The sequence below is a fragment of the Phocaeicola oris genome (assembly GCF_021295095.1).
Taxonomy (GTDB): Bacteria; Bacteroidota; Bacteroidia; order Bacteroidales; family Bacteroidaceae; genus Phocaeicola; species Phocaeicola oris.
This window is the reverse complement of the sequence record NZ_JAJLQX010000001.1, coordinates 104,671-127,828: the sequence shown is the minus strand read 5'-3', so window position 1 is coordinate 127,828 and position 23,158 is coordinate 104,671. Positions and strand designations below refer to the sequence as shown.

The window sequence follows — 23,158 nt, the reverse complement described above, 5'->3', positions numbered from 1 at the left end:
GGGAAGAAAATCGCATTAAGCTTCCTTTTTGCTTTCCTCTTCCTTTAAAATTTCAAGAGCCTTATCCAAAACGATTGTATCGTCCAATAGAACAATACCTCCATCCGGTCCGGGCTCAATGTGAATACCGACACTTTTTCCGTTGACAAAATTCTCACCGCCAAAAAAATTGCGTACAGTCTCCACTGTCATATCTAATTCATCAGCTATCCGATGGATGCTACCATCAGGTAACGAATCTTTTATTCTACGAAGTTCATTAAATGTAATTGTTCTCATAATAAAAAAATTAAATAGGTTTATGCCTTATGACGGTATAAACTTACTCAATGTATAAGAATAAAACAAATTATTTAGCTTCTTTTATATAGAAACTTTATAGCGAAAGATTATATGAGAACCTTATTCCAAGAAAAATAAGCAGTATTAACGTTAATAGCAATACGAAATAAAATACTTTCAAGTCACTAACGACATAACCTTGTCCTTTATACTGATCAGGGGAAAAATGTGTTTCAGGAAATATTCTTTTCCGCAGAATGTTATGCAAGAAATAAAAGATAAAGGCAACTACTACTCCATCGATAATGCCAAAAATAATATCACCGGGGAAATGGACTCCCAAATATATTCGGGTAAATGCATGTAATATAGCCCAAGCTATTGTTGAGAAAGCGAACCAACACTTTTTTATCAATAAGGAGGCGAACACAGCAAGGGCAAACGAATTGGCTGAATGGCTTGATAGAAAACTGAATGAGTTAGGACGGAAATCATTTACCGTATTGACCAAATACATTATATCCAGGTCATTCACCGGCCGGAGCCTTGCAAAATATGGCTTGCAAATCCCTCCGGAAATAATATTGGCGACAAGAACACAAGCAACCAACATAAATAGGGTAAAGAGAGCTTTTTCACGCGTATTACTTTTTATAAAGATAAACAACAAGGCAAGTCCTGCAGGAATCCACACAATAGTACTCGTCGCTGCCCACATGAATCCATCCACGAATAAGGAATCACTTCCATTCAGTTGCAGCAACAAATTCTTATCAAAGGCTATAAGTTGTTGTATATCCATCAAATTAAATAATTTCTATAGCGTCAGCCGGAATCCATCCTACGTTACCATCTTCAAGTTTAATCTCTTTCCATTCTTTCATTGTGTTATCTTTTATCAGCACTTTTGTTCCTTCGTGCAAAATGAACAGTTCATTGCCACTCTCATTAGGAGTGCTCTTTATCGTTACACTCGGAGACATAACAATAGCGGCATTGTGACCCACAAGTTCCGACTTCTGAACTGAAGCAAACACATTCGATAGAATGCAAATTAAAATAAATACAATAGCAGAAATAAATCCTATTTTTTTCCACAGAATCTGTTTAGAAAAAATATATATAGCTATTAAAATAAGACTTAATATAAAACATGCAATAGCTATTTTAGACCATCCCTTTTCACTTACAATATTCGTCAAAGACTTAAACCAAGTTATGAGGAAAACCTCACTCATAGGAGTGATGTTATCTACTGTTTTGCTCTGAGCCAATTTCAAATTGAAACGTATGTCACTATCTCCCGGATTCAACAGTAAAGCACGCTCATAATTCAGAATGGCTTTCGCTATATTCTTCATTTTATAGTAACTGTTCCCCAAGTTATAGTAAATATCCGCCGATTCTTTACCTGTGTTTAGAATACCTTCGTAAAGAGCAACAGCATCAGCATAGCTTTCTTTTGCATAAGCACTGTCGGCCGCGGCTTTGCTTGGAACGACATTCGCTGCCAATTGGACAGTTTGCTGAATTGCTTTAGATGCTACAGAATCAGTTTGAAGAGAATCTGTAGCAGTAGAATCCAATGAAGTTTGCGCATTCGTTGAAAGGAATGCCGAGACAAATAAAAGTAAAAGACATATTTTTTTCATCGTTTATCCTCCTATTAATGTTTGATGCTGTTTTCCATTTTACTGATGACATCGATAGCTGCCTGATATTCCTTATCCATCGTAGCACTCGGATCACCAGGAGCAAAACGTGCAAATTCCGCGTCATTTAATATATCAACAAATTCCTTAATCAAATCATCATTAACTTGATGTTCTCTCAATTTCTCCTCAATATTATCTTTTGAAAGCTCGGAAACAGAAATATTCAACTTATCGCCGGTGTATCCCCACAAAGCTTTCAATAACTCATCGTAAAACTCTGCTTGCTTATTGGCAGCCAATAACTTACCTGCGGCTTTCAGACGCTTAGTAGCAACTTTATTAGCTTTTTTAGTGCGGACCTTGGCTACATTTGCATTCTCCATGGCTTGTTTTCTGCATACAATCATTACAATGGCAAAGATGAGAAATGGAACAATATACCAAGCATAATAAGAAGTTGTTCCGAAAAAGAAATTGCCTTTCTTTGTCAGATTGGGGTTACCCATCTTAATATAACGAACGTCACTTCCGATAATTTTCAAGTCTTCTTTATTTGTAAAGTCAGCTATAACCTGATCAGCATTACCGGCTCCCTTCTCAACAGTAATGTTATATGGATTTGTTTTTAAAACTTTGTAGCTATTCGATTTGATGTCGAAATATGAGAATTCAATCGGAGGAATGGTAAAATTGCCCGCATGACGAGGAATTGCCAAATATTCAATCACTTTACTTCCGGACAAACCTTCAGAGGTTAGATTATAGTTATTTTCTGTCTTTGGATCATAAGTTTCAAAATCCTGAGGAAATTTCACCTCCGGATTCTCCATCAGTTTCATATTGCCTGTTCCTGAGATAATCAGTTTTAATGTAACAGCATCATTTGTCTTAACTTTTGTTTCATTAATGGAAGAAGTCAAATTGAACGATCCAACACCTCCTGAAAAGCCCTCAGGTTTTCCTGAAGGCAATTCCTTTACATTAATAATAACCTTTGGAGTAACAATAGTCTTCTTATACGTTGATAAAGCTCCCGTTCCATTAAAGAACGCGTCAAACGGATCAATTGACTCAATATGCTGAGCAATCTCTCCATCAAACTTAATAGAAGGAACTTCTAATTTTCCTGAACGCTGAGGATATAGAATATACTGACTCCATACACATGTATTATAATTTCTTCCGTTATAATGTTCGAGAGTAAACTGTTTCTGTCGAGGCAAGTCAACCTCCTGTGTATGGAAATCTTTCATGTCAGGCATGTTACCATTTAAAGAACGCAAGTCGACCAAAGTATAGACTTTATACGTCAGAAGAATTGCTTCCTGCTCATAAGCAGTAGTTTTACTTGCTGTAGCCGTAATAAATAAGTCATTATTTGAAATTTTACCGCCGGATGAAGTACCGTTTAGAGATCCAACCGATCCGCTTTTACCACTCTGCGAAGTATTACCAGTCTTGTCCGGAGGAAGAACCTTTATATTAACTTGATTTGATTTTAGCGACTGGCCATCAGCTACAATAGTTGCGCCCGGAATGGTAAATGTACCTTCTTTCGTAGCCATCAAAATATAAGTATATGTAATGGATTGATTGGAAGTTTGTTTACCGTTAATAATCTGAATACTGCTTTGCTCCGACCGGTTTGGTCCCATCAGTACATCAAAGTCTTGTATATTAGGTGCTCTAAAATCTTTTACTTTCTTCGTATTAATGGTAAATGAAAGTCGAAACTGATCACCGTTAACTACCACATCAGGAGCACTGGTAGTAAATCGCGGTTTATCATCAGCCCAAATATTTAGAACAGTAAATAAACCAATTAATAAGAATATTATCTTTTTCATAATCTTTTTATTTATCACTATTACCAATCTTTATCCAACTTCTTTCCTTGAATTTGAATTGATTTCTTTACTTTATCCTGTACTTCTTTCTCATCCTGCATAACAGCATTCAACAACTGTTCAGCATTTTCTTTCGACATTTCATCTTTATTTTGGTTCTGATTCTGTTGCTGTTGCTGCTGCTCGTTCTGTTGGTTCTTGTTTTGATCTTGCTTGTCTTCTTTTTGATCCTGCTTTTGCTGCTGATTTTGTTGGTTCTGCTGCTGATCTTTCAGCATCTTCTGAGCTAAAGCTAAGTTATAACGAGTCTCATCATCATGAGGATTTTTCCTGAGAGCCTCCTTATAAGCCTCAATGCATTGTTGATATTGTTTTGATGACTGAAGAATGACACCGGCATTATGGTAAATCTGTGCCAATTTACTTTTATCTTTCTCAATTTTGGAAACAGATTCATATTGTTCCATTGCTTCTTTCCCTTTTTGTTGGAAGAGCAATGCATTGCCTAAGTTATACATCGCGTCAGTTGACTTTGGATTCTTCTCCAATGCTTTTCGATATTCCGTTTCTGCTTTTACATAAGTACTATCTCGATAATAACGGTTGCCTTTACGCAAATAGTTACGATCAGACTTTTGTGCCATAACGTTACCGGCTGTAATCAAAAGAAACATTAATATGTATAATCTCTTATTCATAATCAATTGTTTTTAAAAAGCTTCACGTTCTTGAAGAGCGGATTCTTTCTCTCAAGTATCAACATCTCCAGAATTAATAAGATTAAAACAATCCAGGCAATGACCTGAAATTGCTCATCAAATTCTGTATAGACTTGACTCTCTACATCCTTTTTAGATAATTTGGCAATTTCATCATTCAACAAACGCTCTGCTGAATTAGAATTATCAACGCGAATATATGCGCCGGCACCAACCTTAGCTATCTGCTGACACATCTCTTCGTTTAATTTAGTAATAATCACATTACCTTCCGAGTCCTTACGATATTCATTTGCTCCCTCTCCATTTGGAATCGGTGATCCATCGGGTGAGCCAATACCCAAAACAAATATCCTCATGCCCTTCTTAGCTGCTTCCTTAGCCGCTTCAACAGCACCGCCTTCATGGTTCTCGCCATCGGTGATAATAATAATGGCACGTCCAACCTCTTCCTGTTGAGTAAAACTCTTAATACTCAAACGAATAGCCCCACCGATATCCGTTCCCTGAGTAGTAATCAAATCAGGTGTGATAGATTCGAGGAACATCTTTGCAGAGACGTAATCAGTCGTGATAGGCAACTGTGTGAAAGCTTCACCTGCAAAAACAATCATTCCAACTTTGTCATTGTTGAATGTATCGACTAAACGGGAAATTAACTTCTTTGCTTTTTCCAATCGGCTGGGAGTAACATCCTGAGCTAACATAGAATTAGAAATATCCAAACAAATCATTGTTTCCACTCCACTTCGTTTTACTGACTGCATCTTTGATCCAAACTGTGGACGGGCCAAGAGTAAAACGACCAATACCAAAGCGGACAACAGAATCCAGAATTTTATGGAAGGACGATACTTTGAAATGGTAGGCATTAAATGTTTTACCAATTCCGGATCGCCATACTTCCGAATATTCTGATGCCTCCGATAGACACCGTAATAGAATAAAACTATTAATAGAGGAATGATAATTAATAAGTATAAATAATATGGATCTGCAAATCGAAACATAATCTTTATGGTATTTTTTTCAACAAAGTGTTACGTAATATCAACTCCGACAAGATACAGAAGAATGCTATCAATGCAAATAACTGATAGTTCTCTTCACGCTTGCTAAATTCCTTTATGTTCAACTTCGTTTTCTCTAATTTATCAATTTCTTCATAAACATCTTTCAGTTTAGAATTACTTGTTGCGCGGTAATATTGACCATCTGTGGTAGAAGCAATCTCCATCAACGTTTTCTCATCAATCTCAACAGGAACATTTACATATTCAATTCCTGTATAAGTTCTCAACGGATAACGAGCTGTACCATTTGTCCCAACACCAATGGTATAGACACGAACCCCAAATTGCTTAGCAATCTCAGCAGCCATCAAAGGTGAAATATCGCCTCGGTTATTACTACCGTCTGTCAAAAGAATAATAACTTTTGATTTTGCTTTACTCCCTTTTAAACGACTGACAGCATTAGCAATACCCATGCCAATAGCTGTGCCATCTTCTATTAAACCGCTCTGTGCAATGTTAACATTAATGCTATTAAATAAATTCAATAGTACGGCATGATCAGTTGTCAAGGGGCATTGAGTAAAACTCTCTCCGGCAAAAATAGTTAAACCAATATTATCATTCGGACGACCATTAACAAATTCTGTCGCGACAGCCTTTGCCGCTTCCAAACGATTCGGCTGTAAATCTTCGGCCAGCATACTTGTTGATACATCTACGGCCAGCATAATATCTATGCCTTCGATTTCGGTATTCTGCCAATGATTGGTTGCTTGTGGACGAGCCAATACTAAAATTATCATAAGAATAGAAATGACTCGCAGAATAAAGGGAACGTGTAACAAATAGATTTTCCAAGTTTTGGGAACATTCTTATACATACCGGTTGTAGAAACCTGTAGTGTTGGCTCTGTTTTCTTCCGTTTAAATATATACCATACTATATAAGGAATTAACAGAAGCAGTAAAAATAGGTATTCAATATTTGCAAAAATCATTGTTTCACATTTTATTCATTAGAACCAGACATCAATGATATTATTTATAATAAGATATACCAAAATAACTATTGCAATAGCAATAATAATCAGACAACCCAATAATATCATTCTTCCTTTCGGCGATCGCTTCTCCACAACAGTAATCTCTGTCGGATCAGGTTTCGCGTTAGAGTCAGGCTCTATCTTTGTTTCATTAATAAAGGCAACTGCATTTACTAAGTTTTTATCGTTCTCATTCATCAATGGATCCAACTTAGCAAACTTAACCAAGTCGGCTGTTTCAAATAAGCTCTTCAAATCGCTTAAGGCATTTTGTTCTTTAATCTCCATCAAATAACTAATAATTTCGGATGATGTCATTTCCATAGCATTGAATCCGAAACGTTCTTTCATATAATTACGAAGCACTTCCGTAAGTTTAGTGTAATATACTTTAGAATCGTTTTGTAATAAAGATCTATCAGCCTTAATTTCTTCTATATCTTTTAATGCTTGTTCATGTGGTGATAGCTTAGGTTCCACATGGATACGACGAATGATTGGTTTGTTATCGCGATAACGTTTGAACAAGTAATACCCGGCTGTAAGAAGAACGAGTATCATCAACGCAAACCATATTATCCATCGGATATCATTCCATGTGATGCTCACACTATGAATATCCTTCGGACCAAAAAACTGATCGGGACGCAAGGTATCTACCGGAATAGAATATACTTTCAGGGCAAGAGGCTTGGAAGCATAAGACCGGTCATTCACTTTTACTTCAAATGGAGGAAGGTAATATAGTGCTGAATCAAAAGAAGTAATGGTATATTTCTGCTTTATCAACATTCGTTTTCCTTCATTGAGCATCTGTGTATCAGGCTTTGCTATGTCTATAATCTCTATACCTTTAATAATAGTATCTTTTAATACAGGCAGTTGAATTCTCTGTTTGGCATCAAGACTAACCTCAAGATGGATATCTGTCTGTTCTCCAATAAGAAGTTCCAAGGAGTCAATAGACGCGTCAACGGTAACTTGCGCTTGCATTGGCAAGCTAAGTAATACCCCCATGCAAACCAAGATGTTTAGTCTAAGAATATGTTTTATATAACTTCCCATAATTATTAACTTCGTTTAGCAAACAAGCTTATCAGTGACTTAACATAATCCTCGTCGGTACGGATAGAAACAGAGTCAACATTACTCTTATTAAACACTTCCTGAAGTTTCTCTACCCGTTCAGCCCACCAGTCGTGTTGTGCTTTCCGTAGTGCTTTTGATGACGTATCAATCCATTGTTCATGCCCTGTCTCGGCATCACGAACTTTCATCAAGCCGACATTGGGCAAATCAACCAAACGGCGATCATAGATTTGAATAGCTACTATATCATGTTTTTTATTTGCAATAGTTAATGCATTCTTATAATCTCCATCATCAATGAAATCACTCAAAACAAATACTGTACAACGCTTCTTAATAGCATTAGTCAGGTATTCTACAGCCATCTTAATATTTGTTCGTTTACTTTGTGGTTTAAAGTCAAGCAACTCACGAATAATATAAAGGATATGTTTGCGACCTTTTTTGGGTGGTATAAATTTTTCTATCTTGTCAGAGAAAAAGATAACGCCAATCTTATCATTATTTTCAATGGAAGAGAAAGCTAATGTGGCAGCAATCTCTGTCACCATGTCCTTTTTTTTCTGTTTAATCGTACCGAAATCCAAGCTGTTAGAAACATCTATCAGCAGCATCACAGTCAACTCACGCTCCTCTTCGTAAACTTTTACATAAGGACGGTTATAGCGGGCAGTAACATTCCAATCAATATCACGCACATCATCGCCATATTGGTACTCTCTAACTTCAGCAAACGACATACCCCTCCCCTTAAAGGCAGAATGATATTGCCCTGCAAAAATATTGTTAGAGAGTCCGCGAGTCTTTATTTCAATCCGGCGGACGCGTTTTAATATATCACTTGTATCCATAGGTTAAGGCACTTCAACCTTATTCAAAATCTTACTGATAATTTCCTCTGAAGTTGTATTGCTTGCCTCTGCTTCGTATGTCAATCCGATACGATGACGGAGAACGTCATGCGCAACAGCACGTACATCTTCCGGAATAACATAACCACGACGTTTGATGAATGCGTAACTACGGGCAGCCAAAGCAAGATTTATAGAAGCACGAGGCGAACCTCCGAATCCAATCAAATCTTTTAACTCAGGCAAACCGTATTGATCAGGATAACGAGTCGCGAATACAATATCTGCGATATATTGCTCTATCTTCTCGTCCAAATAAACCTCACGAACTACTTTTTGTGCATTTATAATATCTTCTGAGCTGACGATAGGTTTAACATTAAACGATTGCCCGCTAATATTCATACGAATGATTTTCTTCTCTTCGTCAATCTTTGGATAATCAATGATAACCTTTAACATGAAACGATCGACTTGCGCTTCCGGTAATGGGTATGTACCTTCCTGCTCAATCGGATTTTGAGTGGCCATTACCAAGAAAGGTCTTGGCAAATCGAAGGTTTGCGTAGATAATGTTACCTGACGTTCCTGCATGGCTTCAAGTAATGCGCTTTGAACTTTGGCCGGAGCGCGATTAATCTCATCAGACAAAACAAAGTTTGCGAAGATGGGACCTTTTTTAGGAAGGAATACCTCCTCTTTTTGACTATATATCATAGTTCCAATAACATCGGCCGGTAACAAATCTGGCGTAAACTGAATACGGCTATATTTTGCGTCAATCAACGACGCAAGTGTTTTAATTGCAAGGGTCTTAGCCAAACCCGGAACACCTTCTAAAAGGATATGCCCATCAGATAAAAGACCAATTAGCAACGATTCAACCAAATGCTTCTGACCGACAATTACCTGATCCATGCCGGTCATCAGGTTAGTTATAAATGTACTTTCTCTTTCTATTCGTTCATTTAAAGCACGAATATCAATAGCTTCTGCCATAATTTTTTAGTTTTTAATTACTTGATATCAATGTATATAGTGCTATCATAATACTGTCATATTTCTATTTCTTACGAAAGCAAGCCCAAAATTACAGTATTATATTAAAAGAGTCAATTTAATTTTATAAAAAAAATGTAGTTAATGCCGTATTTTAAAACTTATTGACTATCTAACGACTAAATTAGGAACCTTTATAACTGTTCCAGGCATTAGTCTGTTTATATTGGGTAAATCTTTATTGTACACTGCAAAATACGGCCAAAATTTCCTTGAACCGTAAAACTTTTGAGAAACTTTCCCTAAAGACTCTCCAGCTCCTAAAACATAATTGGCTTTTAATCCGGAAATACAATACTCTATCGTATCTGCTATGGATTCTATGGTGACTTTAGTCGGCAACACATTGGCGTCTATTTGTGAATTGGAATTTAAATTAGGAACAGAAACAGGTTGATTTTCTTTGATTATTTTTGTCGAATCCACTGAAGCTGATGTAGAAAGTTCCACGCCGGCATTAATTTCTGTGACAGGCATAGGAGCCTTATCTTTCAACACAAAATGCCGGATACCAAAAGCAATCAATGCCAATATCAGAAATATTGATATAATATATAAATTCTTTCTGCTACGTGGTTTCTCACGATGATGTCTCTCTACTTCTATATGGCTAATATTTTCTTTCTCTTTTGCTGCTTGTTCTATTTCAGAGGAAATATCTTTAGCAATAATTACTTCTTCTTCTACAGAAGTAATATTTTTATTTTCAGATGATTGAATAGCTTTATCTAAAGTACTTTCTTGAATTGGAGCAGATGAAGATTCCGCTTTCTCCATCGTAGTTTCTTTTTCTTCTATGACAGGAATAGCGTCAATAACATTATCTATCTCACCATCCGTAACATTATCATATAAAACAACAGTCTCAAAATGAGCAAATGGTTTATTTACCAAATCTTTTAACTTTGCGTCAGGAGTAAACGATACCTTTTTATGTCCTTGAATCTCAATACGTTCATGTGTATTAACATCAATACTCTCCCTGCTACTGATCTCTGTAAGTTTAAATGTACCTAACCCTTTAATCTTTACATATTTATCAGCCTCTATAGCATCAATGATGACATCGCAGATAATTTTAATAAACTCTTCCGTTTCCTTCTTCGACTTACCGGTTTGCGTGACCAATAATTCCACGAAATCTTGTATGTTCAATTTTTGATCCATAATGCCGCTCACTTAAATTTCTCTTTTAAAAAAGTACTTGGTCTAAAATTAACGACTAATTTGGGTGGAATAAGCATCCGCTGACGCGATATCGGATTCACAGAAATACGTTCTAACTTCTTTTTAACCTCAAAAGTTCCAAAGTTGTTCAAAGTAATACTATCTCCATTCTGAAGTTCATCCGATAGTAAATCGATAAAAGAAGAAACTAAATTATTAGTCTCTTTCACACTTAAGTTCGAACGCTTTGAAAGCTCCGCGATAAATTCTTTATTATTCAAGGTTGACTAATTTTTAATTTGGTCGCAAAATATAAATTATATGTGAATTAACCAAATTTTTCGATGAATTAAAAGTTTCATTCCAACTGAGCGATTAATTCAATTTATTTTACCATCATGTCTTGTTGATAAAGAGCCTACTATTTCCAGTTTTTCTTTCTTATTCCGTGTTCGGAAACGAAGCACATAACCCGTTCGTTTTTTTCTCATTTTCTGAAAAAGAATCCTCTGAATATGTTAAAACATCGTTTTGACATTTTTTTAGGTTCGGCAGGTTCGCAGGTTCGCTTATGCTCTTTTTGAAACCTTCTTAAAGAGCTTTGGGGGGCTTTATATACTTGCCTTCTTTAGAGATAACAATCTTATTTTTGACATTTTTTTCAATATTCTATTGCAAGTGGTATCTCTTGAAAAATGCACATCTTTCTGGACAGTCCAAAATTCACTCCACGCAAATTCATCCGGCATAACCAAGAGGATAGAGAATAACTCCCCCATTGCTTTTAGTCGATCGTATTTTTTGACCCCCTTCCGGATAGCAAGCTTAAAATGACGAATATATGCAAAAGCAAAACATCTCGTTTCCTATGGTATTCGATGCATTCACTATTATAATAAAAAATTGATTAAAAATGCTACAAGTCGAACTGACATTCAGGTAGTTCACGAACTATCCTTTATTTTATATATTCCTACAAATCAACATTCTAACAACCTTTCCCGTTATTTTTAGGTTCAGAAAAGCATATAAGCGAACCTACCGAACCTTGTGAACCTACGTGTTAATTAAATTTATCATAAGAATAATGAGGAAAAGTGATGCGGATGAGTTCCACAACTGATGCGTATGAATCGCTCAACTGATGCGTATGAATCGCTCAACTCATACGTATGACCGGACAAAAACTTCTGATGAATACGTGAACTCATCCGTATCACTTCGAGCGTTCATACATATCGGAACAATAACAGTTATGATTGGGTGCCAAAAAAACGTGTATCCTTCATTCTTTTTAGAAAGATACACGTTTTGTTTTCATTATGAATTCGTTGAATTCATCTGTTATATTATTGAACATCACCGAACAAATCATAGTCCTCAGAATCGGTAATCTTAACATTATAGAAATGGCCTTTACGTAATTGTCTTCCATTCGCTTTTATTAACACTTCCTGATCCACCTCCGGAGAATCAAATTGTGTTCGTCCCACATAATATTCCCCTTCTCGACGATCGATGATAGTCTTAAATATTCTCCCTATTTTGGCTTCGTTTAATTCAGCGGATATGCCTTCTTGAATGCGCATTATCTCATCCAAACGCTTTTGCTTTACTTCAAACGGAACATCGTCTTTGTAATGAATAGCCGCATAAGTTCCTTCTTCTTCAGAGTATGCAAACGCACCCATTCTATCAAATCTCTCTAATCGGGCAAACTCTTTCAGCTCTTCAAAATCTTGATCTGTTTCTCCGGGAAAACCAACCATCAATGTGGTTCGGATACAAATTCCAGGAACTTCTTCCCTTATCCGTTTAATCAAATCTAAAGTTTCTTGCTTAGAAACATGACGATGCATCCTATCAAGTATATGATTGCTTACATGTTGCAATGCTATATCCAGATATTTACATACATTATCATGTTCACGCATCACTCTTAGTAAATCAATGGGGAAATGGGCGGGGTATGCATAGTGCAAACGAATCCATTCTACCCCCGGAATCTCCGACATCATCTCTATTAGATCAGCTATTTTCTGAGTTCCGTAAAGATCCATCCCGTAATAGGTGAGTTCCTGTTCGATTACTTGAAATTCTTTTACTCCTTGTGCCACAAGCTCTTTTACCTCCTTCAGAATATCTTCCATCGGGCGAGACTGATGTGCGCCTGTAATCAAAGGAATGGCGCAATACGCACACCTTCGATTACAACCCTCCGCTATTTTTAAATAAGCGTAATGATGAGGTGTGGTGATTACTCTATTCAAGGGAAGATCGGCATTGTATGCCTTGCCTAAGTCATTAAGCAGCTCTTTCCAGTTAAACTTTCCATAGAACTTATCCACCAGTGGAATCTCTGCTTCCAAATCTTTTAAATATCGTTCTGACAGACATCCCATTACATACAGCTTTTTCAGCTTACCCTCTTCTTTTGCCTTACAGAATTCCAGAATAGTATTAACAGATTCCTCTTTCGCGTCACCGATAAAACCACAAGTATTAATTACAGCCATCTCTCCATGAGGAAATTCCGAATCATGTTCTACTTTATAGCCGTTCTGCTCTAACTGACGCATCAGATGTTCTGAATCTACCAGATTCTTTGAGCAACCCAGTGTAATAATGTCAATGGTATTCTTTCTCATTTCCCCTTAGTATCACCGAAGAGAGAATCAACAAATTCATTTTTATGGAACAACTGTAAATCTTCCATTCCTTCACCCAAGCCTATATATTTGACAGGAATCTTAAATTGGTCTGAAATACCGATAACCACTCCCCCCTTTGCAGTTCCATCCAGTTTAGTGATAGCCATGGAAGTTACTTCTGTAGCCAGCGTAAATTGCTTGGCTTGCTCGAACGCGTTCTGTCCTGTAGACCCATCTAATACCAGTAATACCTCGTGTGGAGCGTCAGGAATAACTTTCTTCATGACATTCTTAATCTTTGTCAACTCGTTCATCAAGCCAATTTTATTATGCAAACGTCCCGCAGTATCTATTAATACCACATCGACATTATTTGCCTTTGCTGACGTTAAAGTATCGAATGCAACAGAGGCCGGATCAGATCCCATTTTTTGTTGAATAACCGGTACTCCAACCCGATGTCCCCATATATCCAACTGTTCTACAGCTGCGGCGCGGAAAGTATCGGCAGCACCTAAATAAACTTTCTTTCCGGCTTTTTTATACTGATAAGCTAATTTACCGATAGTAGTCGTTTTTCCTACTCCATTCACGCCGACTACCATAATAATATATGGCTTCTTTCCGGATGGAGTGTCAAAATTCTCCGTATCAATCGTATTATTCTCTATTAACAACTGGGCTATCTCACTGCGAAGGATTTTATTAAGCTCTTGAGTACTGACATATTTATCTTTAGCGACACGGGCTTCTATTCGTTTGATAATCTTCAATGTGGTATCAACTCCCACATCCGAAGTTACCAATACTTCCTCCAAATTATCCAGCACTTCATCGTCAACCTTGGATTTACCGGCTATTGCTCTGGCAATTTTTCCGAATACGCTTTCCTTTGTTTTAGATAAGCCCTTATCGAGGGTTTCTTTTTTCTCTTTCGAGAAGGAACTAAATAATCCCATTTGCTGCCTTTTTAATTATTTTTTGCAAAGATAATATATGCAGTAAAATAAAACAAGTATTTAAAGATACGCACATAAAAAAGTTCCTTCCACATTATTAATATGAAAGGAACTATTTTTTATATTTAGTCAAATTAACTGCTGACTATAAATTATTTTTTGAAGAAATCGTCTACCTTTTCATTCAAAACCATCTGCTCGTCAAAGTAATAAGCACCAGTCTTTGGAGACTTAAGCATTCTAATTACTTTAGTATAAGCACGTCCTTCTTTAGAACCTTCGTGCAAGGTTGCAACTGCTTTCTTTGCCATATCCTAAATTATTTTATTTCTTTATGAACTGTTACACGCTTCAAGATAGGATTGTATTTCTTCAATTCCAATCTCTCCGGAGTATTCTTTTTATTCTTTGTTGTGATATAACGAGAAGTCCCCGGCATACCACTATCCTTCATTTCTGTACATTCAAGAATGACCTGAACTCTATTACCTTTTGCTTTCTTAGCCATAGTCTAATTCTCCTTATTAACCAATAATTTTGATATCTTTCCAATCACAATATCCTTTTGCTACTGCATCGTTCAATGCTGCATCCAGACCTTTCTTATTTATAACACGTAAGCCGTTAGCGCAGATATTCAAGCTAATCCAGCATCCTTGCTCTACATAGTAGAATTTCTTCGTAAACAAGTTCACATCAAATGTACGTTTTGTTCTTCTCTTTGAATGCGAAACATTGTTGCCTCTCAAGGCTTTCTTTCCTGTAATTTGACAAATCTTCGACATTTCTATCTAATTTTTATTGTTTCAAATAGTAATTCCTACAAACGGAGTGCAAAATAAACACTTTTCTTTATATAAAACAAGAAAAAAGGAAAATAATTCTATTTTTCAACTTATTTTCCTTACCTAATAAACAAATTTAGTGCTAATTGCAATGCTTTCTCCGTTGCTAACTGAACGTTTGGCTCGCGTCCACAATCACTTTCCACTTTCTCAGTCAGAACCTTTTCACCACACACTGCTGCTATCCAAATGGTTCCTACCGGAATTTCCTGTGTACCTCCCGTTGGCCCGGCTACACCTGTCGTAGCTATGCCACAAGTGGTATTAAACGCTTTCATCGCTCCTTTTGCCATAGCGACTGCTGTTTCTTTACTTACTATCCCTTTTGTCTCAATCGTCTCTTTACTCACGCCCAAAATATTCTCTTTAGCTTCAATAGAATAGGCTACTACCCCACCTTTGAAGAATTTTGAGCTACCCGGGTACGACGTTATAGCTGATGCTATCAGACCTCCTGTACAACTCTCCGCGGTAGCCAGTGTCTGCTCTTCTGTCCAGAATTTATTATTTATATCAATAGCTAAAATCTTACTATTTAATGTCATATATCTTTAATTTATATAATTGTTACACGTGAATATGCCGGAAGATCAATGCTACAAAAATCCTTATCCTGATACTTGAAATATCCGGTAGTAGCAATCATCGCAGCATTATCAGTTGTGAATCTGAACTTCGGAATATAGACCTTCCATCCGTATTTTTCAGCATGCTCATGAAAGGAATTACGCAGTCCATTGTTAGCTGATACTCCACCGGCCAGAGCCACTTCCTTTATATGGGTATCCTTCACCACTTTCCTAAGCTTATCCATCAGAATCTCTACGATGGTATGCTCTAATGAAGCTGCCAAATCTGTTTTATGATGCTCTACAAAGTCGGGATCATCTTTTATCCAATCTCTTAATGAATAAAGAAATGACGTCTTCAGACCGCTAAAACTGAAGTTATATCCTTCAATATGTGGCTTTGCAAATGTGAATGTCTTTGGATTACCTTGACGAGCCAGCTTATCAATGATCGGCCCTCCCGGATATCCAAGTCCCATCACTTTCGAACATTTATCAATTGCTTCACCTGCAGCATCATCTATTGTCTGTCCCAATACTTCCATATCGTTGTAGGCATTCACTTTTATGATCTGAGAATTACCTCCTGACACCAACAGGCAGAGGAATGGGAATCTCGGCTGATCACTTTCCTCTCCCGGTTCTTTAACAAAATTAGCTATAACATGGGCTTGTAAATGATTCACATCAATCAACGGAATATCCAATGAACGAGCAAATCCTTTGGCAAAGGAAACTCCTACCAACAAAGAACCCATTAATCCGGGACCGCGAGTAAAAGCTACGGCATTCAATTGTTCTTTATTTACCCCAGCCTGACGTAATGCTTCTGATACTACAGGGACTATGTTTTGCTGGTGTGCTCTGGAAGCTAATTCAGGAACCACTCCCCCATAGGCCATGTGAACTGCTTGACCGGCTGTTACATTTGAAAGCAAAATACCATTCTTTATTACAGCAGCCGACGTATCATCGCACGACGACTCTATACCTAATATATATGTATCCATATTGCACGTTATTAATGTGTTAGAATCTCCAATCCATGGTCAGTCATCACAAATGTATGTTCCCACTGCGCGGATGGAAGCTCATCCTCAGTTACAACTGTCCATCCGTCTTCTGAGTCAATGAATACCTCCCAAGTACCCATATTGATCATCGGTTCTATGGTAAACACCATACCCGGAACCAATAACATACCTGTCTTTCTTTTTCCGTAGTGTAACACATCCGGTTCCTCATGAAACTTCAATCCTACACCATGCCCACATAAATCGCGTACCACCGAAAAGCCGTTCTTATGAGCATGTTTTTCTATGGCATAACCTATATCGCCTACGAAGCCAAACGGCTTTGCAGCTTCCATTCCAATCTCCAAGCATTCCTTTGTTACATCTACCAACTTCTGCTTCTTTGGAGTGGTCTTACCTATTACATACATTCTCGATGCATCGGCATAGTATCCATTTAAAATAGTAGTACAGTCCACATTAATAATATCTCCTTCATGTAACTCTTCCAGATCGTTTGGAATACCATGACATACAACTTCATTGATAGATGTACAACAGCTCTTTGGGAAACCTTCATATCCCAGTGTAGCCGGAGTAGCTCCATGCTGAATGGTGTAGTCGTATACTAACTTGTCAATCTCTTCTGTTGTCATTCCGGCATGAATCTCCCGACCAACCAAGTCGAGAATCCCCGTATTGATAATACCGCTCTTGCGGACACCTTCAATTTGTTCCGGAGTAAGTATTAAACTCTTAGTCGGGCAGAGATAGCCCTGATCTTGGAAAGAGAGTACCTTACGGTCAAGTTCTGTGTACTCTTCACCTTTGGGGACAACCCAATTGTGTTTTATTCTTCTCATTTTCAATTCTTTTTTCGGGCGCAAAGTTAATAAGAAAACTGACTCCTTATACTTGCTCCTTCTATTTTTCTATTCTATTCGTGTCACCATCACGTCTTCAAAGTTCTGCAAGAGTTCCATTATATGCCCGTCCTTGTTGTTCCGTTTCGATTTGATAATCAGGCTGACTATATAGAGAATTCCATCGATGGTATTCTTTTCTTCTACCTGATATGAAACTACTACGTAGTCTTTCGAATTAAAAAGTTTGGTCAATGCGCTTAGTGTCTCTTTCTTAGTAGTCGAAAACTCTACCAGTGAGCTTTTCATGCTGACGCTTTTAAAAAAGAACCCCATCACCTCCAAACCTATCAAAGTTAATACTGTAGCAGCTAAACCAAGCCAGTACATGCCGGCCCCGATAGCCAAACCTATTCCCGATGTAGCCCAGATACCGGCAGCTGTAGTTAAACCACGAACTATATGACGTTGCAAAATAATAGTTCCTGCGCCAATAAATCCAATACCTGTTACTACTTGAGCAGCTACACGCCCCGGGTCATAACGAATCTGATCGAGATGTCCGGATACCACATCTATAAAACCATATTGTGATATAATCATCATCAAAGCACTACCCAAAGAAACAAGAAAATGCGTACGATATCCCGCTTCTTTCGCCCTGTATTCACGGTCAAGTCCAACGACACTGCCCAATATTGCAGCAACAAAAAGACGTAATATAAACTCTCCTGTCATAACTATATATCTATTTTTGCAAATATATCAAAAAAACACGATTTTATTCCTATCTTCGCAATCAAATAATGTAAAAAGCCCATTATGAAGTATAAGCTGCTTGCCATCGATTTGGACGGTACACTTACCGACAGTAATAAACAAATCTCTCCCCGTACGCTTTCCGTTTTGCTCCACGCGCAACGTTGTGGAACGAAAATCGTGATCGCTTCCGGACGTCCTACTCATGGTATAGCACCTATTGCCAATCTGCTTCGTCTGAATGAATTCGGAGGTTATGTACTTTCTTTTAATGGTGGAGAGATTACCAACTGGCAGACAGGGGATATTATCTGGCAGAAAGAGGTAAATAAATCCTATTTACCTTATTTGTACGAAAGCACAAGAAAGCATCACCTCGCTATCGAGACATTCAATGGGCAATATGCCATTACAGAAACCCCAAACGACAAATATATACAGCGACAGGCTGCAATTAATAACCTCACCATCACTTGTGTTCCCGACTTCTTAGAAGCTGTTAACTTTTCCATCATTAAATGTCTTATCGTGGGAGAATCCGAGAAATTGGAAGTGGCAGAAAAAGAGCTTCAGGAGAAATTGCAAGGTGAATTGGGCATCTTTCGTTCAGAACCATATTTTCTTGAAATTGTAGCAAAAGATATTGATAAGGCTCGCTCACTCTGTGTATTGCTTCAACATTTGAAGTTACAACGTGAAGAACTTATCGCTATAGGAGACGGATATAATGATATTTCCATGATTCGCTATGCCGGGCTGGGGGTAGTCATGGAGAACGCTATAGAAGTAGTAAAGCGTGAAGCGGATATAATTGCTCCCAGCAACGATAATGAAGGAGTTGCCAAAATAGTAGAACAACTGTTCAATTTAACTTAGATTTCCTAAAAAAAAAGAAGATGCTATCTTTTTATAGCACCTTCCTTTTCCCCTTTATTTAGCGAATACTGAATTCTATTAGTCTTTCGGACCTTTGAAAACCTTGATCCCCATCTGAGTTAAGCTCTGCAACTGAGGAACGATACGAGTGAAATGTGGCTGAGCCATGTGTTTGTCCAATGAAGGTTGATCGCTCCATGTCTCAATAATCATCATCTTACTTGAATCAGCAGCATCAATGTATAAAGCATAGTCAATATTGCCGGCGTCCATTCTGGAACTATCAACCAATTCTTTACCAAAAGTAACTACAGAATCACGAACATCAGCAGGAACAACCAATGTACAGTTTACACGAATAATACTATCGACAGCAGGAACATTTGCAACAGCATTTTCCTGTGTCTTGTTGGTGCACGAAACACAAGCAACCAACATCAATGCAATACCTAAAAATAACTTTTTCATTTTGCTTAAATATTTAAGAATAAATAATGTTCTCTCAAGATTTCGTTTGCAAAGATACTAATTTATTGAATACGTTAATCTTATCTTTTGCGATTTTATCAATATATTAAATATAAATCACATTCTTAAAACATCGGAAGATATCATCGGTCTATTTTCGAAATCCATTCTTCTAATCCTCCCACCTTATTCTCCAACACTTTCTTAATGTTTAGAATTATCACTTCTTTTATTCTGATGATGTCATTCAATCATCTTTATAGGTTTAAAATCTGCTTTATGTTACATATAACAGTTTTGTCGAATACAAAGATAGATAACATACTTAAATTTACCGATGGAAGGTTAGATTTTAGAGCAAAATATGCCACTTATTGATTTCATCTCTACATGATGTTATCGACTTTAAGCATCCATGCCATACTTCCTATGTTAAAAAGCATAAAGTAATTTAATTTTTTGCTTGTCAATAAATATTTTTTTTATTTTAGCGAAAGATAAAAGATAGTTTTCTTTTCGACATTATTTATTTCACTTTAACGCATAATGAAATTCTAACCTAATATTTTTATGAAAAATACATTAATTACATCTGTCGTATTTGGCATACTATTGATTGTGTGTGGAATATTAGTTGCAAAGTATCCGAGTTCCCTTAATGGATTTAAGTCTATAGACAAAGACCGATTTGAAAGTCATGAAGTTCAAAATGCGATAAAGTTTATTTCTATCTCTTTGATAATAGGAGGATTCGTAGCCATTTCAGGAAGTACCGTTTTAAGCATAACAAATAGCATGAAATATATCTTTTGGATTTTGTTAGGCGCAATTCTTATTCCTCTACTATGCTATTTATATCAATATGAAAAAGTTTTAACAGAAAAAGAGAAAGTCAAGTTCTATTTTTGGGTTATTCTCGCTTGTTTTATTATTGTCGGAGTCGTTTTTTATAAAGCAAGTCGAAGTCCTGCTCTTTCTGTGCAAGATGGTTTTATAGACATCTCTTGTTATAGATTTTATGATCATATCCCAAACAAAGATGTTTCAGAAATTTATCTTGTCCCAAAACTCCCTCCTATAAGAAAAAGATCAAATGGTATAGCCGTAAATGAAACCAGACTCGGATATTTTGAGACGAATAAAAACGAAAAGATTAAGTTGTATTCAAAATCATACAGAGGTCCTTACATTTATATTTCAACTAAAGATAATAAATATATCTATATAAACTATGCAGATAGTACGAAGACAAAACAAGTATTTGATAATATGAAAAAGCAGATAAAAAAATAATCTTTTCCGATCTAAAGAAGTAAGTATTGTTTTATATAAATCAAGTGTCATGAAATCGAATCCTGTTTTAACAAAAATAGTGGCTGCATTGGTCTCGACTGGCGTAATATTACCATCATGTAGTGGTTATTTCATAGATGAAGAACTTGTAGAAAATGCAGAATTGCCGGATATAGGTATTTCTGCAATCAATTTACCTTTTGATGAGCAAGAGATATCTTATCTCCTTTTTTTAAGTAAACTTGGCAATGATATAATAGAATATCCCCAAACTGCACGGGAATTTATTGCAAATCCTCAAAAATACATTGAAAAATATGGTTTCTGTGAACCAATCAATTTAGATGATAGTTTACTTAAATTAATTCTTGCTTTAGGTGATAATGATGTTAATTCAGCCATAAATGCAGAAGACTACTCATTGGCCATTAATTTATTAAAGAACAAAGGACTCTTAACTTCTGTGAGAAGTGACTTTATTGATCTTTCAAACGGTGAAATTACTAAACTTTACAATGTTATAGGTATTAAAGCAAAAAGTCAAGAAGTTGATACAGGCTTTATTGCTCCAATACCTGTAATTGTTTTTGCCATTGCTGCTTTAGCCTTAGCTATTGCTGCAGGAACTATTATTTATATTCGTACATCAATGGATGTAACTAACGAAATGTCAAATGTGGGAAGTAATTCAACTCTTCGCATTTTAAAATTAAAATCTTGCTCTACTAAAACATATATTGCAGTAAATAAGTTTATTGATGATGAAGTAGACAAAATTTATAAAAAAATTGAGAGTCTTAATTATCCAATGGAAACAGAAGCAAAAGAGCAAGTAAAGAACTTTATAAAGATAAATATAATTAATAGATATTGATAATATTGCTTTGTTTATGAATAATGAAATCCTATATATACCCCCTGTTTCTTTGTGCATATTAACAACGTACAAATGTACTAGTAGTTGTGAAAATTGTTGCTTTCAATGCAGTCCAAACAGAAATGAGAAACTAACAATATCAGAAATAAAATTTTATATAAAAGAAACTATTTGCTCTTTTTATAGTGTAAAACTTTTAATTTTATCAGGTGGCGAATCTTTCCTTTTAATGAATGAGTTAGAAGAAATAGTTAACTTTGCTTCAAGATTAGGGCTTAAGGTACGAATCGTAACCAATGCATTTTGGGCATCTTCTTACAAAAAAGCATTTCAGATTGTTAATCAACTAAAAAAAGTTGGTCTGTCCGAAATTAATTATAGCACTGGTGATGATCATCAGAAGTTTGTACCTATTAACAATATCTTAAACGGGATAATAGCAGCAGTAGAGCAAAATATAAATGTAGTTGTAAATGTTGAATCTAGTGATGACAGGAATTTCAATTCAAAATTCTTAAAAGAGCATAGCATGTTGATACCTTATATAAAAATCGGAAAACTTAGAATCTTGAATGGGATTTGGGTGCAATTTAAAAACAAGAATAATAAAGATACAGAAATTCCTGGTATAAGTAGATTTGTTATGCCATGCTATGGTGGTTACTCTAATTTATTTAGTACAATAGCAATTGATCCAGATCATAGAATGCTCGCCTGTTGTGGTCTTATTTCTAAATATTCTAAATACCTAGATTTAGGAAATTTGAAAACACATTCAATTAAAGAACTTTACTTGAATCAATTTAAAGATTTTTTAAAAATATGGATAGCTACAGAAGGACCATATGAAATTCTTAATTACATTTCTCAATTTACATCTGAAGATTATAAAATATATAAATCAATGCATATATGCCAAGTTTGTAATAAAGTTCTAAATACACCAAGATATATTAATATACTTCGAAAGGAATATAAGAAAGTTTATAGTAATGTTATGTTTAAATACATAATGAAAGTAAAAGAAACAAAAATAGATTAAAAGTGATCTAATCAATAAATTTCTATAGGGATACTAACTATGATAACAATGATACGAACATGTATTGACCATAATCGGTTGGCTGTATACTTTTCCTATGTAAAAAAAATATGAACAGTTTGATTTTTTCACTTTGTCAATAAGTATCTTTTTTACTAATAATTCAATCTATTCATTTCATAACTACGTGAGTTGATACAGCTCAAAAAGAAGAG

General features: G+C 36.1%; 26 protein-coding genes. 4 read left to right on the top strand and 22 right to left on the bottom strand.

The window, feature by feature from the left end; genetic code table 11:
- Positions 1-15: 15 nt before the first annotated feature.
- The 21 genes from LO761_RS00590 to LO761_RS00490 all read right to left on the bottom strand — a co-directional run bounded on the left by LO761_RS00590 (position 16) and on the right by LO761_RS00490 (position 18,372).
- Positions 16-279 carry a DNA-binding protein gene (locus LO761_RS00590; RefSeq protein ID WP_272816393.1) on the bottom strand — a complete coding sequence of 88 codons (264 nt, stop codon included), beginning with the start codon at positions 277-279 and terminating at the stop codon, positions 16-18.
- Positions 280-376: 97 nt separating this feature from the next.
- Positions 377-1,084, bottom strand: a complete 708-nt coding sequence (locus LO761_RS00585) for a phosphatase PAP2 family protein (protein WP_272816392.1) — start codon at positions 1,082-1,084, stop codon at positions 377-379.
- A gap of 4 nt (positions 1,085-1,088) precedes the next feature.
- On the bottom strand, positions 1,089-1,934 hold the full coding sequence (locus LO761_RS00580) for a tetratricopeptide repeat protein (protein ID WP_272816391.1): 846 nt from the start codon (positions 1,932-1,934) through the stop codon (positions 1,089-1,091).
- Positions 1,935-1,948: 14 nt separating this feature from the next.
- Positions 1,949-3,784: a BatD family protein gene (locus LO761_RS00575; RefSeq protein ID WP_272816390.1), complete on the bottom strand. Its 1,836-nt coding sequence runs from the start codon at positions 3,782-3,784 to the stop codon at positions 1,949-1,951.
- Between the two features lie 20 nt (positions 3,785-3,804).
- A complete protein-coding gene (locus LO761_RS00570) occupies positions 3,805-4,482 on the bottom strand; it encodes a tetratricopeptide repeat protein (RefSeq protein ID WP_272816389.1) in 678 nt (225 codons plus the stop codon).
- Between the two features lie 2 nt (positions 4,483-4,484).
- Complete coding sequence (locus tag LO761_RS00565; RefSeq protein WP_272816388.1) at positions 4,485-5,513, bottom strand: VWA domain-containing protein; 1,029 nt, start codon at positions 5,511-5,513, stop codon at positions 4,485-4,487.
- Between the two features lie 5 nt (positions 5,514-5,518).
- A complete protein-coding gene (locus tag LO761_RS00560) occupies positions 5,519-6,517 on the bottom strand; it encodes a vWA domain-containing protein (RefSeq protein WP_272816387.1) in 999 nt (332 codons plus the stop codon).
- An 18-nt stretch (positions 6,518-6,535) separates the two neighbouring features.
- Positions 6,536-7,579, bottom strand: coding sequence for a hypothetical protein (locus LO761_RS00555; protein ID WP_272816564.1), 1,044 nt, complete (start codon positions 7,577-7,579; stop codon positions 6,536-6,538).
- A 53-nt stretch (positions 7,580-7,632) separates the two neighbouring features.
- Positions 7,633-8,502: a DUF58 domain-containing protein gene (locus LO761_RS00550; protein ID WP_272816386.1), complete on the bottom strand. Its 870-nt coding sequence runs from the start codon at positions 8,500-8,502 to the stop codon at positions 7,633-7,635.
- Between the two features lie 3 nt (positions 8,503-8,505).
- Positions 8,506-9,501 (bottom strand): AAA family ATPase, encoded by a 996-nt coding sequence (locus tag LO761_RS00545; RefSeq protein ID WP_272816385.1) that lies wholly within the window; start codon positions 9,499-9,501, stop codon positions 8,506-8,508.
- Between the two features lie 168 nt (positions 9,502-9,669).
- On the bottom strand, positions 9,670-10,728 hold the full coding sequence (locus tag LO761_RS00540; RefSeq protein WP_272816384.1) for an HU family DNA-binding protein: 1,059 nt from the start codon (positions 10,726-10,728) through the stop codon (positions 9,670-9,672).
- An 8-nt stretch (positions 10,729-10,736) separates the two neighbouring features.
- Complete coding sequence (locus tag LO761_RS00535) at positions 10,737-11,009, bottom strand: HU family DNA-binding protein (protein ID WP_272816383.1); 273 nt, start codon at positions 11,007-11,009, stop codon at positions 10,737-10,739.
- Positions 11,010-12,077: 1,068 nt separating this feature from the next.
- Positions 12,078-13,376, bottom strand: a complete 1,299-nt coding sequence (gene rimO / locus LO761_RS00530) for a 30S ribosomal protein S12 methylthiotransferase RimO (RefSeq protein ID WP_272816382.1) — start codon at positions 13,374-13,376, stop codon at positions 12,078-12,080.
- Positions 13,373-14,338 carry a signal recognition particle-docking protein FtsY gene (gene ftsY / locus LO761_RS00525; RefSeq protein WP_272816381.1) on the bottom strand — a complete coding sequence of 322 codons (966 nt, stop codon included), beginning with the start codon at positions 14,336-14,338 and terminating at the stop codon, positions 13,373-13,375. Before ftsY ends, rimO begins: the two co-directional genes overlap by 4 nt.
- Positions 14,339-14,490: 152 nt before the next feature.
- Complete coding sequence (locus LO761_RS00520) at positions 14,491-14,649, bottom strand: DUF4295 domain-containing protein (protein ID WP_272816380.1); 159 nt, start codon at positions 14,647-14,649, stop codon at positions 14,491-14,493.
- An 8-nt stretch (positions 14,650-14,657) separates the two neighbouring features.
- Complete coding sequence (rpmG, locus tag LO761_RS00515) at positions 14,658-14,846, bottom strand: 50S ribosomal protein L33 (protein WP_272816379.1); 189 nt, start codon at positions 14,844-14,846, stop codon at positions 14,658-14,660.
- Positions 14,847-14,862: 16 nt separating this feature from the next.
- Positions 14,863-15,123, bottom strand: coding sequence for a 50S ribosomal protein L28 (gene rpmB, locus LO761_RS00510; RefSeq protein WP_272816378.1), 261 nt, complete (start codon positions 15,121-15,123; stop codon positions 14,863-14,865).
- Positions 15,124-15,242: 119 nt separating this feature from the next.
- Positions 15,243-15,728, bottom strand: coding sequence for a CinA family protein (locus tag LO761_RS00505; RefSeq protein WP_272816377.1), 486 nt, complete (start codon positions 15,726-15,728; stop codon positions 15,243-15,245).
- An 11-nt stretch (positions 15,729-15,739) separates the two neighbouring features.
- Entirely contained in the window at positions 15,740-16,762 is a 1,023-nt protein-coding gene (gene tsaD / locus LO761_RS00500) for a tRNA (adenosine(37)-N6)-threonylcarbamoyltransferase complex transferase subunit TsaD (RefSeq protein ID WP_272816376.1), read from the bottom strand.
- 11 nt (positions 16,763-16,773) lie between these two features.
- Positions 16,774-17,628 (bottom strand): type I methionyl aminopeptidase, encoded by an 855-nt coding sequence (gene map, locus LO761_RS00495; protein WP_272816375.1) that lies wholly within the window; start codon positions 17,626-17,628, stop codon positions 16,774-16,776.
- Between the two features lie 69 nt (positions 17,629-17,697).
- Entirely contained in the window at positions 17,698-18,372 is a 675-nt protein-coding gene (locus tag LO761_RS00490; RefSeq protein ID WP_272816563.1) for an MgtC/SapB family protein, read from the bottom strand.
- A gap of 78 nt (positions 18,373-18,450) precedes the next feature.
- On the opposite strand from LO761_RS00490, the gene LO761_RS00485 reads away from it, so the two are divergent.
- Positions 18,451-19,263: a Cof-type HAD-IIB family hydrolase gene (locus LO761_RS00485; RefSeq protein WP_272816374.1), complete on the top strand. Its 813-nt coding sequence runs from the start codon at positions 18,451-18,453 to the stop codon at positions 19,261-19,263.
- Between the two features lie 78 nt (positions 19,264-19,341).
- Here LO761_RS00485 and LO761_RS00480 read toward each other — a convergent pair whose 3' ends face one another.
- A complete protein-coding gene (locus tag LO761_RS00480; protein ID WP_272816373.1) occupies positions 19,342-19,731 on the bottom strand; it encodes a putative quinol monooxygenase in 390 nt (129 codons plus the stop codon).
- Between the two features lie 570 nt (positions 19,732-20,301).
- Between LO761_RS00480 and LO761_RS00475 the strand changes: the two genes are divergently transcribed.
- Genes LO761_RS00475 through LO761_RS00465 form a run of 3 tightly spaced genes read left to right on the top strand, consistent with a single transcriptional unit; the run spans position 20,302 to position 22,943 of the window.
- Positions 20,302-21,024: a hypothetical protein gene (locus LO761_RS00475; protein ID WP_272816372.1), complete on the top strand. Its 723-nt coding sequence runs from the start codon at positions 20,302-20,304 to the stop codon at positions 21,022-21,024.
- 49 nt (positions 21,025-21,073) lie between these two features.
- Positions 21,074-21,898, top strand: coding sequence for a hypothetical protein (locus tag LO761_RS00470; RefSeq protein WP_272816371.1), 825 nt, complete (start codon positions 21,074-21,076; stop codon positions 21,896-21,898).
- Positions 21,899-21,914: 16 nt separating this feature from the next.
- Positions 21,915-22,943, top strand: coding sequence for a radical SAM protein (locus LO761_RS00465; protein WP_272816370.1), 1,029 nt, complete (start codon positions 21,915-21,917; stop codon positions 22,941-22,943).
- Positions 22,944-23,158: the final 215 nt, after the last annotated feature.

Bases quoted from the DNA above. Each gene is read 5' to 3' on its own strand.
- LO761_RS00475 (WP_272816372.1), top strand. From the start codon at position 20,302: ATGAAAAATACATTAATTACATCTGTCGTATTTGGCATACTATTGATT.
- LO761_RS00580 (WP_272816391.1), bottom strand. From the start codon at position 1,934: ATGAAAAAAATATGTCTTTTACTTTTATTTGTCTCGGCATTCCTTTCA.
- LO761_RS00585 (WP_272816392.1), bottom strand. From the start codon at position 1,084: ATGGATATACAACAACTTATAGCCTTTGATAAGAATTTGTTGCTGCAA.
- ftsY (WP_272816381.1), bottom strand. From the start codon at position 14,338: ATGGGATTATTTAGTTCCTTCTCGAAAGAGAAAAAAGAAACCCTCGAT.
- LO761_RS00550 (WP_272816386.1), bottom strand. From the start codon at position 8,502: ATGGATACAAGTGATATATTAAAACGCGTCCGCCGGATTGAAATAAAG.
- LO761_RS00555 (WP_272816564.1), bottom strand. From the start codon at position 7,579: ATGGGGGTATTACTTAGCTTGCCAATGCAAGCGCAAGTTACCGTTGAC.
- rpmG (WP_272816379.1), bottom strand. From the start codon at position 14,846: ATGGCTAAGAAAGCAAAAGGTAATAGAGTTCAGGTCATTCTTGAATGT.
- rimO (WP_272816382.1), bottom strand. From the start codon at position 13,376: ATGAGAAAGAATACCATTGACATTATTACACTGGGTTGCTCAAAGAAT.
- LO761_RS00505 (WP_272816377.1), bottom strand. From the start codon at position 15,728: ATGACATTAAATAGTAAGATTTTAGCTATTGATATAAATAATAAATTC.
- LO761_RS00545 (WP_272816385.1), bottom strand. From the start codon at position 9,501: ATGGCAGAAGCTATTGATATTCGTGCTTTAAATGAACGAATAGAAAGA.
- tsaD (WP_272816376.1), bottom strand. From the start codon at position 16,762: ATGGATACATATATATTAGGTATAGAGTCGTCGTGCGATGATACGTCG.
- LO761_RS00480 (WP_272816373.1), bottom strand. From the start codon at position 19,731: ATGAAAAAGTTATTTTTAGGTATTGCATTGATGTTGGTTGCTTGTGTT.
- LO761_RS00470 (WP_272816371.1), top strand. From the start codon at position 21,074: ATGAAATCGAATCCTGTTTTAACAAAAATAGTGGCTGCATTGGTCTCG.
- map (WP_272816375.1), bottom strand. From the start codon at position 17,628: ATGAGAAGAATAAAACACAATTGGGTTGTCCCCAAAGGTGAAGAGTAC.
- LO761_RS00560 (WP_272816387.1), bottom strand. From the start codon at position 6,517: ATGATTTTTGCAAATATTGAATACCTATTTTTACTGCTTCTGTTAATT.
- LO761_RS00590 (WP_272816393.1), bottom strand. From the start codon at position 279: ATGAGAACAATTACATTTAATGAACTTCGTAGAATAAAAGATTCGTTA.
- LO761_RS00570 (WP_272816389.1), bottom strand. From the start codon at position 4,482: ATGAATAAGAGATTATACATATTAATGTTTCTTTTGATTACAGCCGGT.
- LO761_RS00520 (WP_272816380.1), bottom strand. From the start codon at position 14,649: ATGGCAAAGAAAGCAGTTGCAACCTTGCACGAAGGTTCTAAAGAAGGA.
- LO761_RS00575 (WP_272816390.1), bottom strand. From the start codon at position 3,784: ATGAAAAAGATAATATTCTTATTAATTGGTTTATTTACTGTTCTAAAT.
- LO761_RS00565 (WP_272816388.1), bottom strand. From the start codon at position 5,513: ATGTTTCGATTTGCAGATCCATATTATTTATACTTATTAATTATCATT.
- rpmB (WP_272816378.1), bottom strand. From the start codon at position 15,123: ATGTCGAAGATTTGTCAAATTACAGGAAAGAAAGCCTTGAGAGGCAAC.
- LO761_RS00465 (WP_272816370.1), top strand. From the start codon at position 21,915: ATGAATAATGAAATCCTATATATACCCCCTGTTTCTTTGTGCATATTA.
- LO761_RS00485 (WP_272816374.1), top strand. From the start codon at position 18,451: ATGAAGTATAAGCTGCTTGCCATCGATTTGGACGGTACACTTACCGAC.
- LO761_RS00540 (WP_272816384.1), bottom strand. From the start codon at position 10,728: ATGGATCAAAAATTGAACATACAAGATTTCGTGGAATTATTGGTCACG.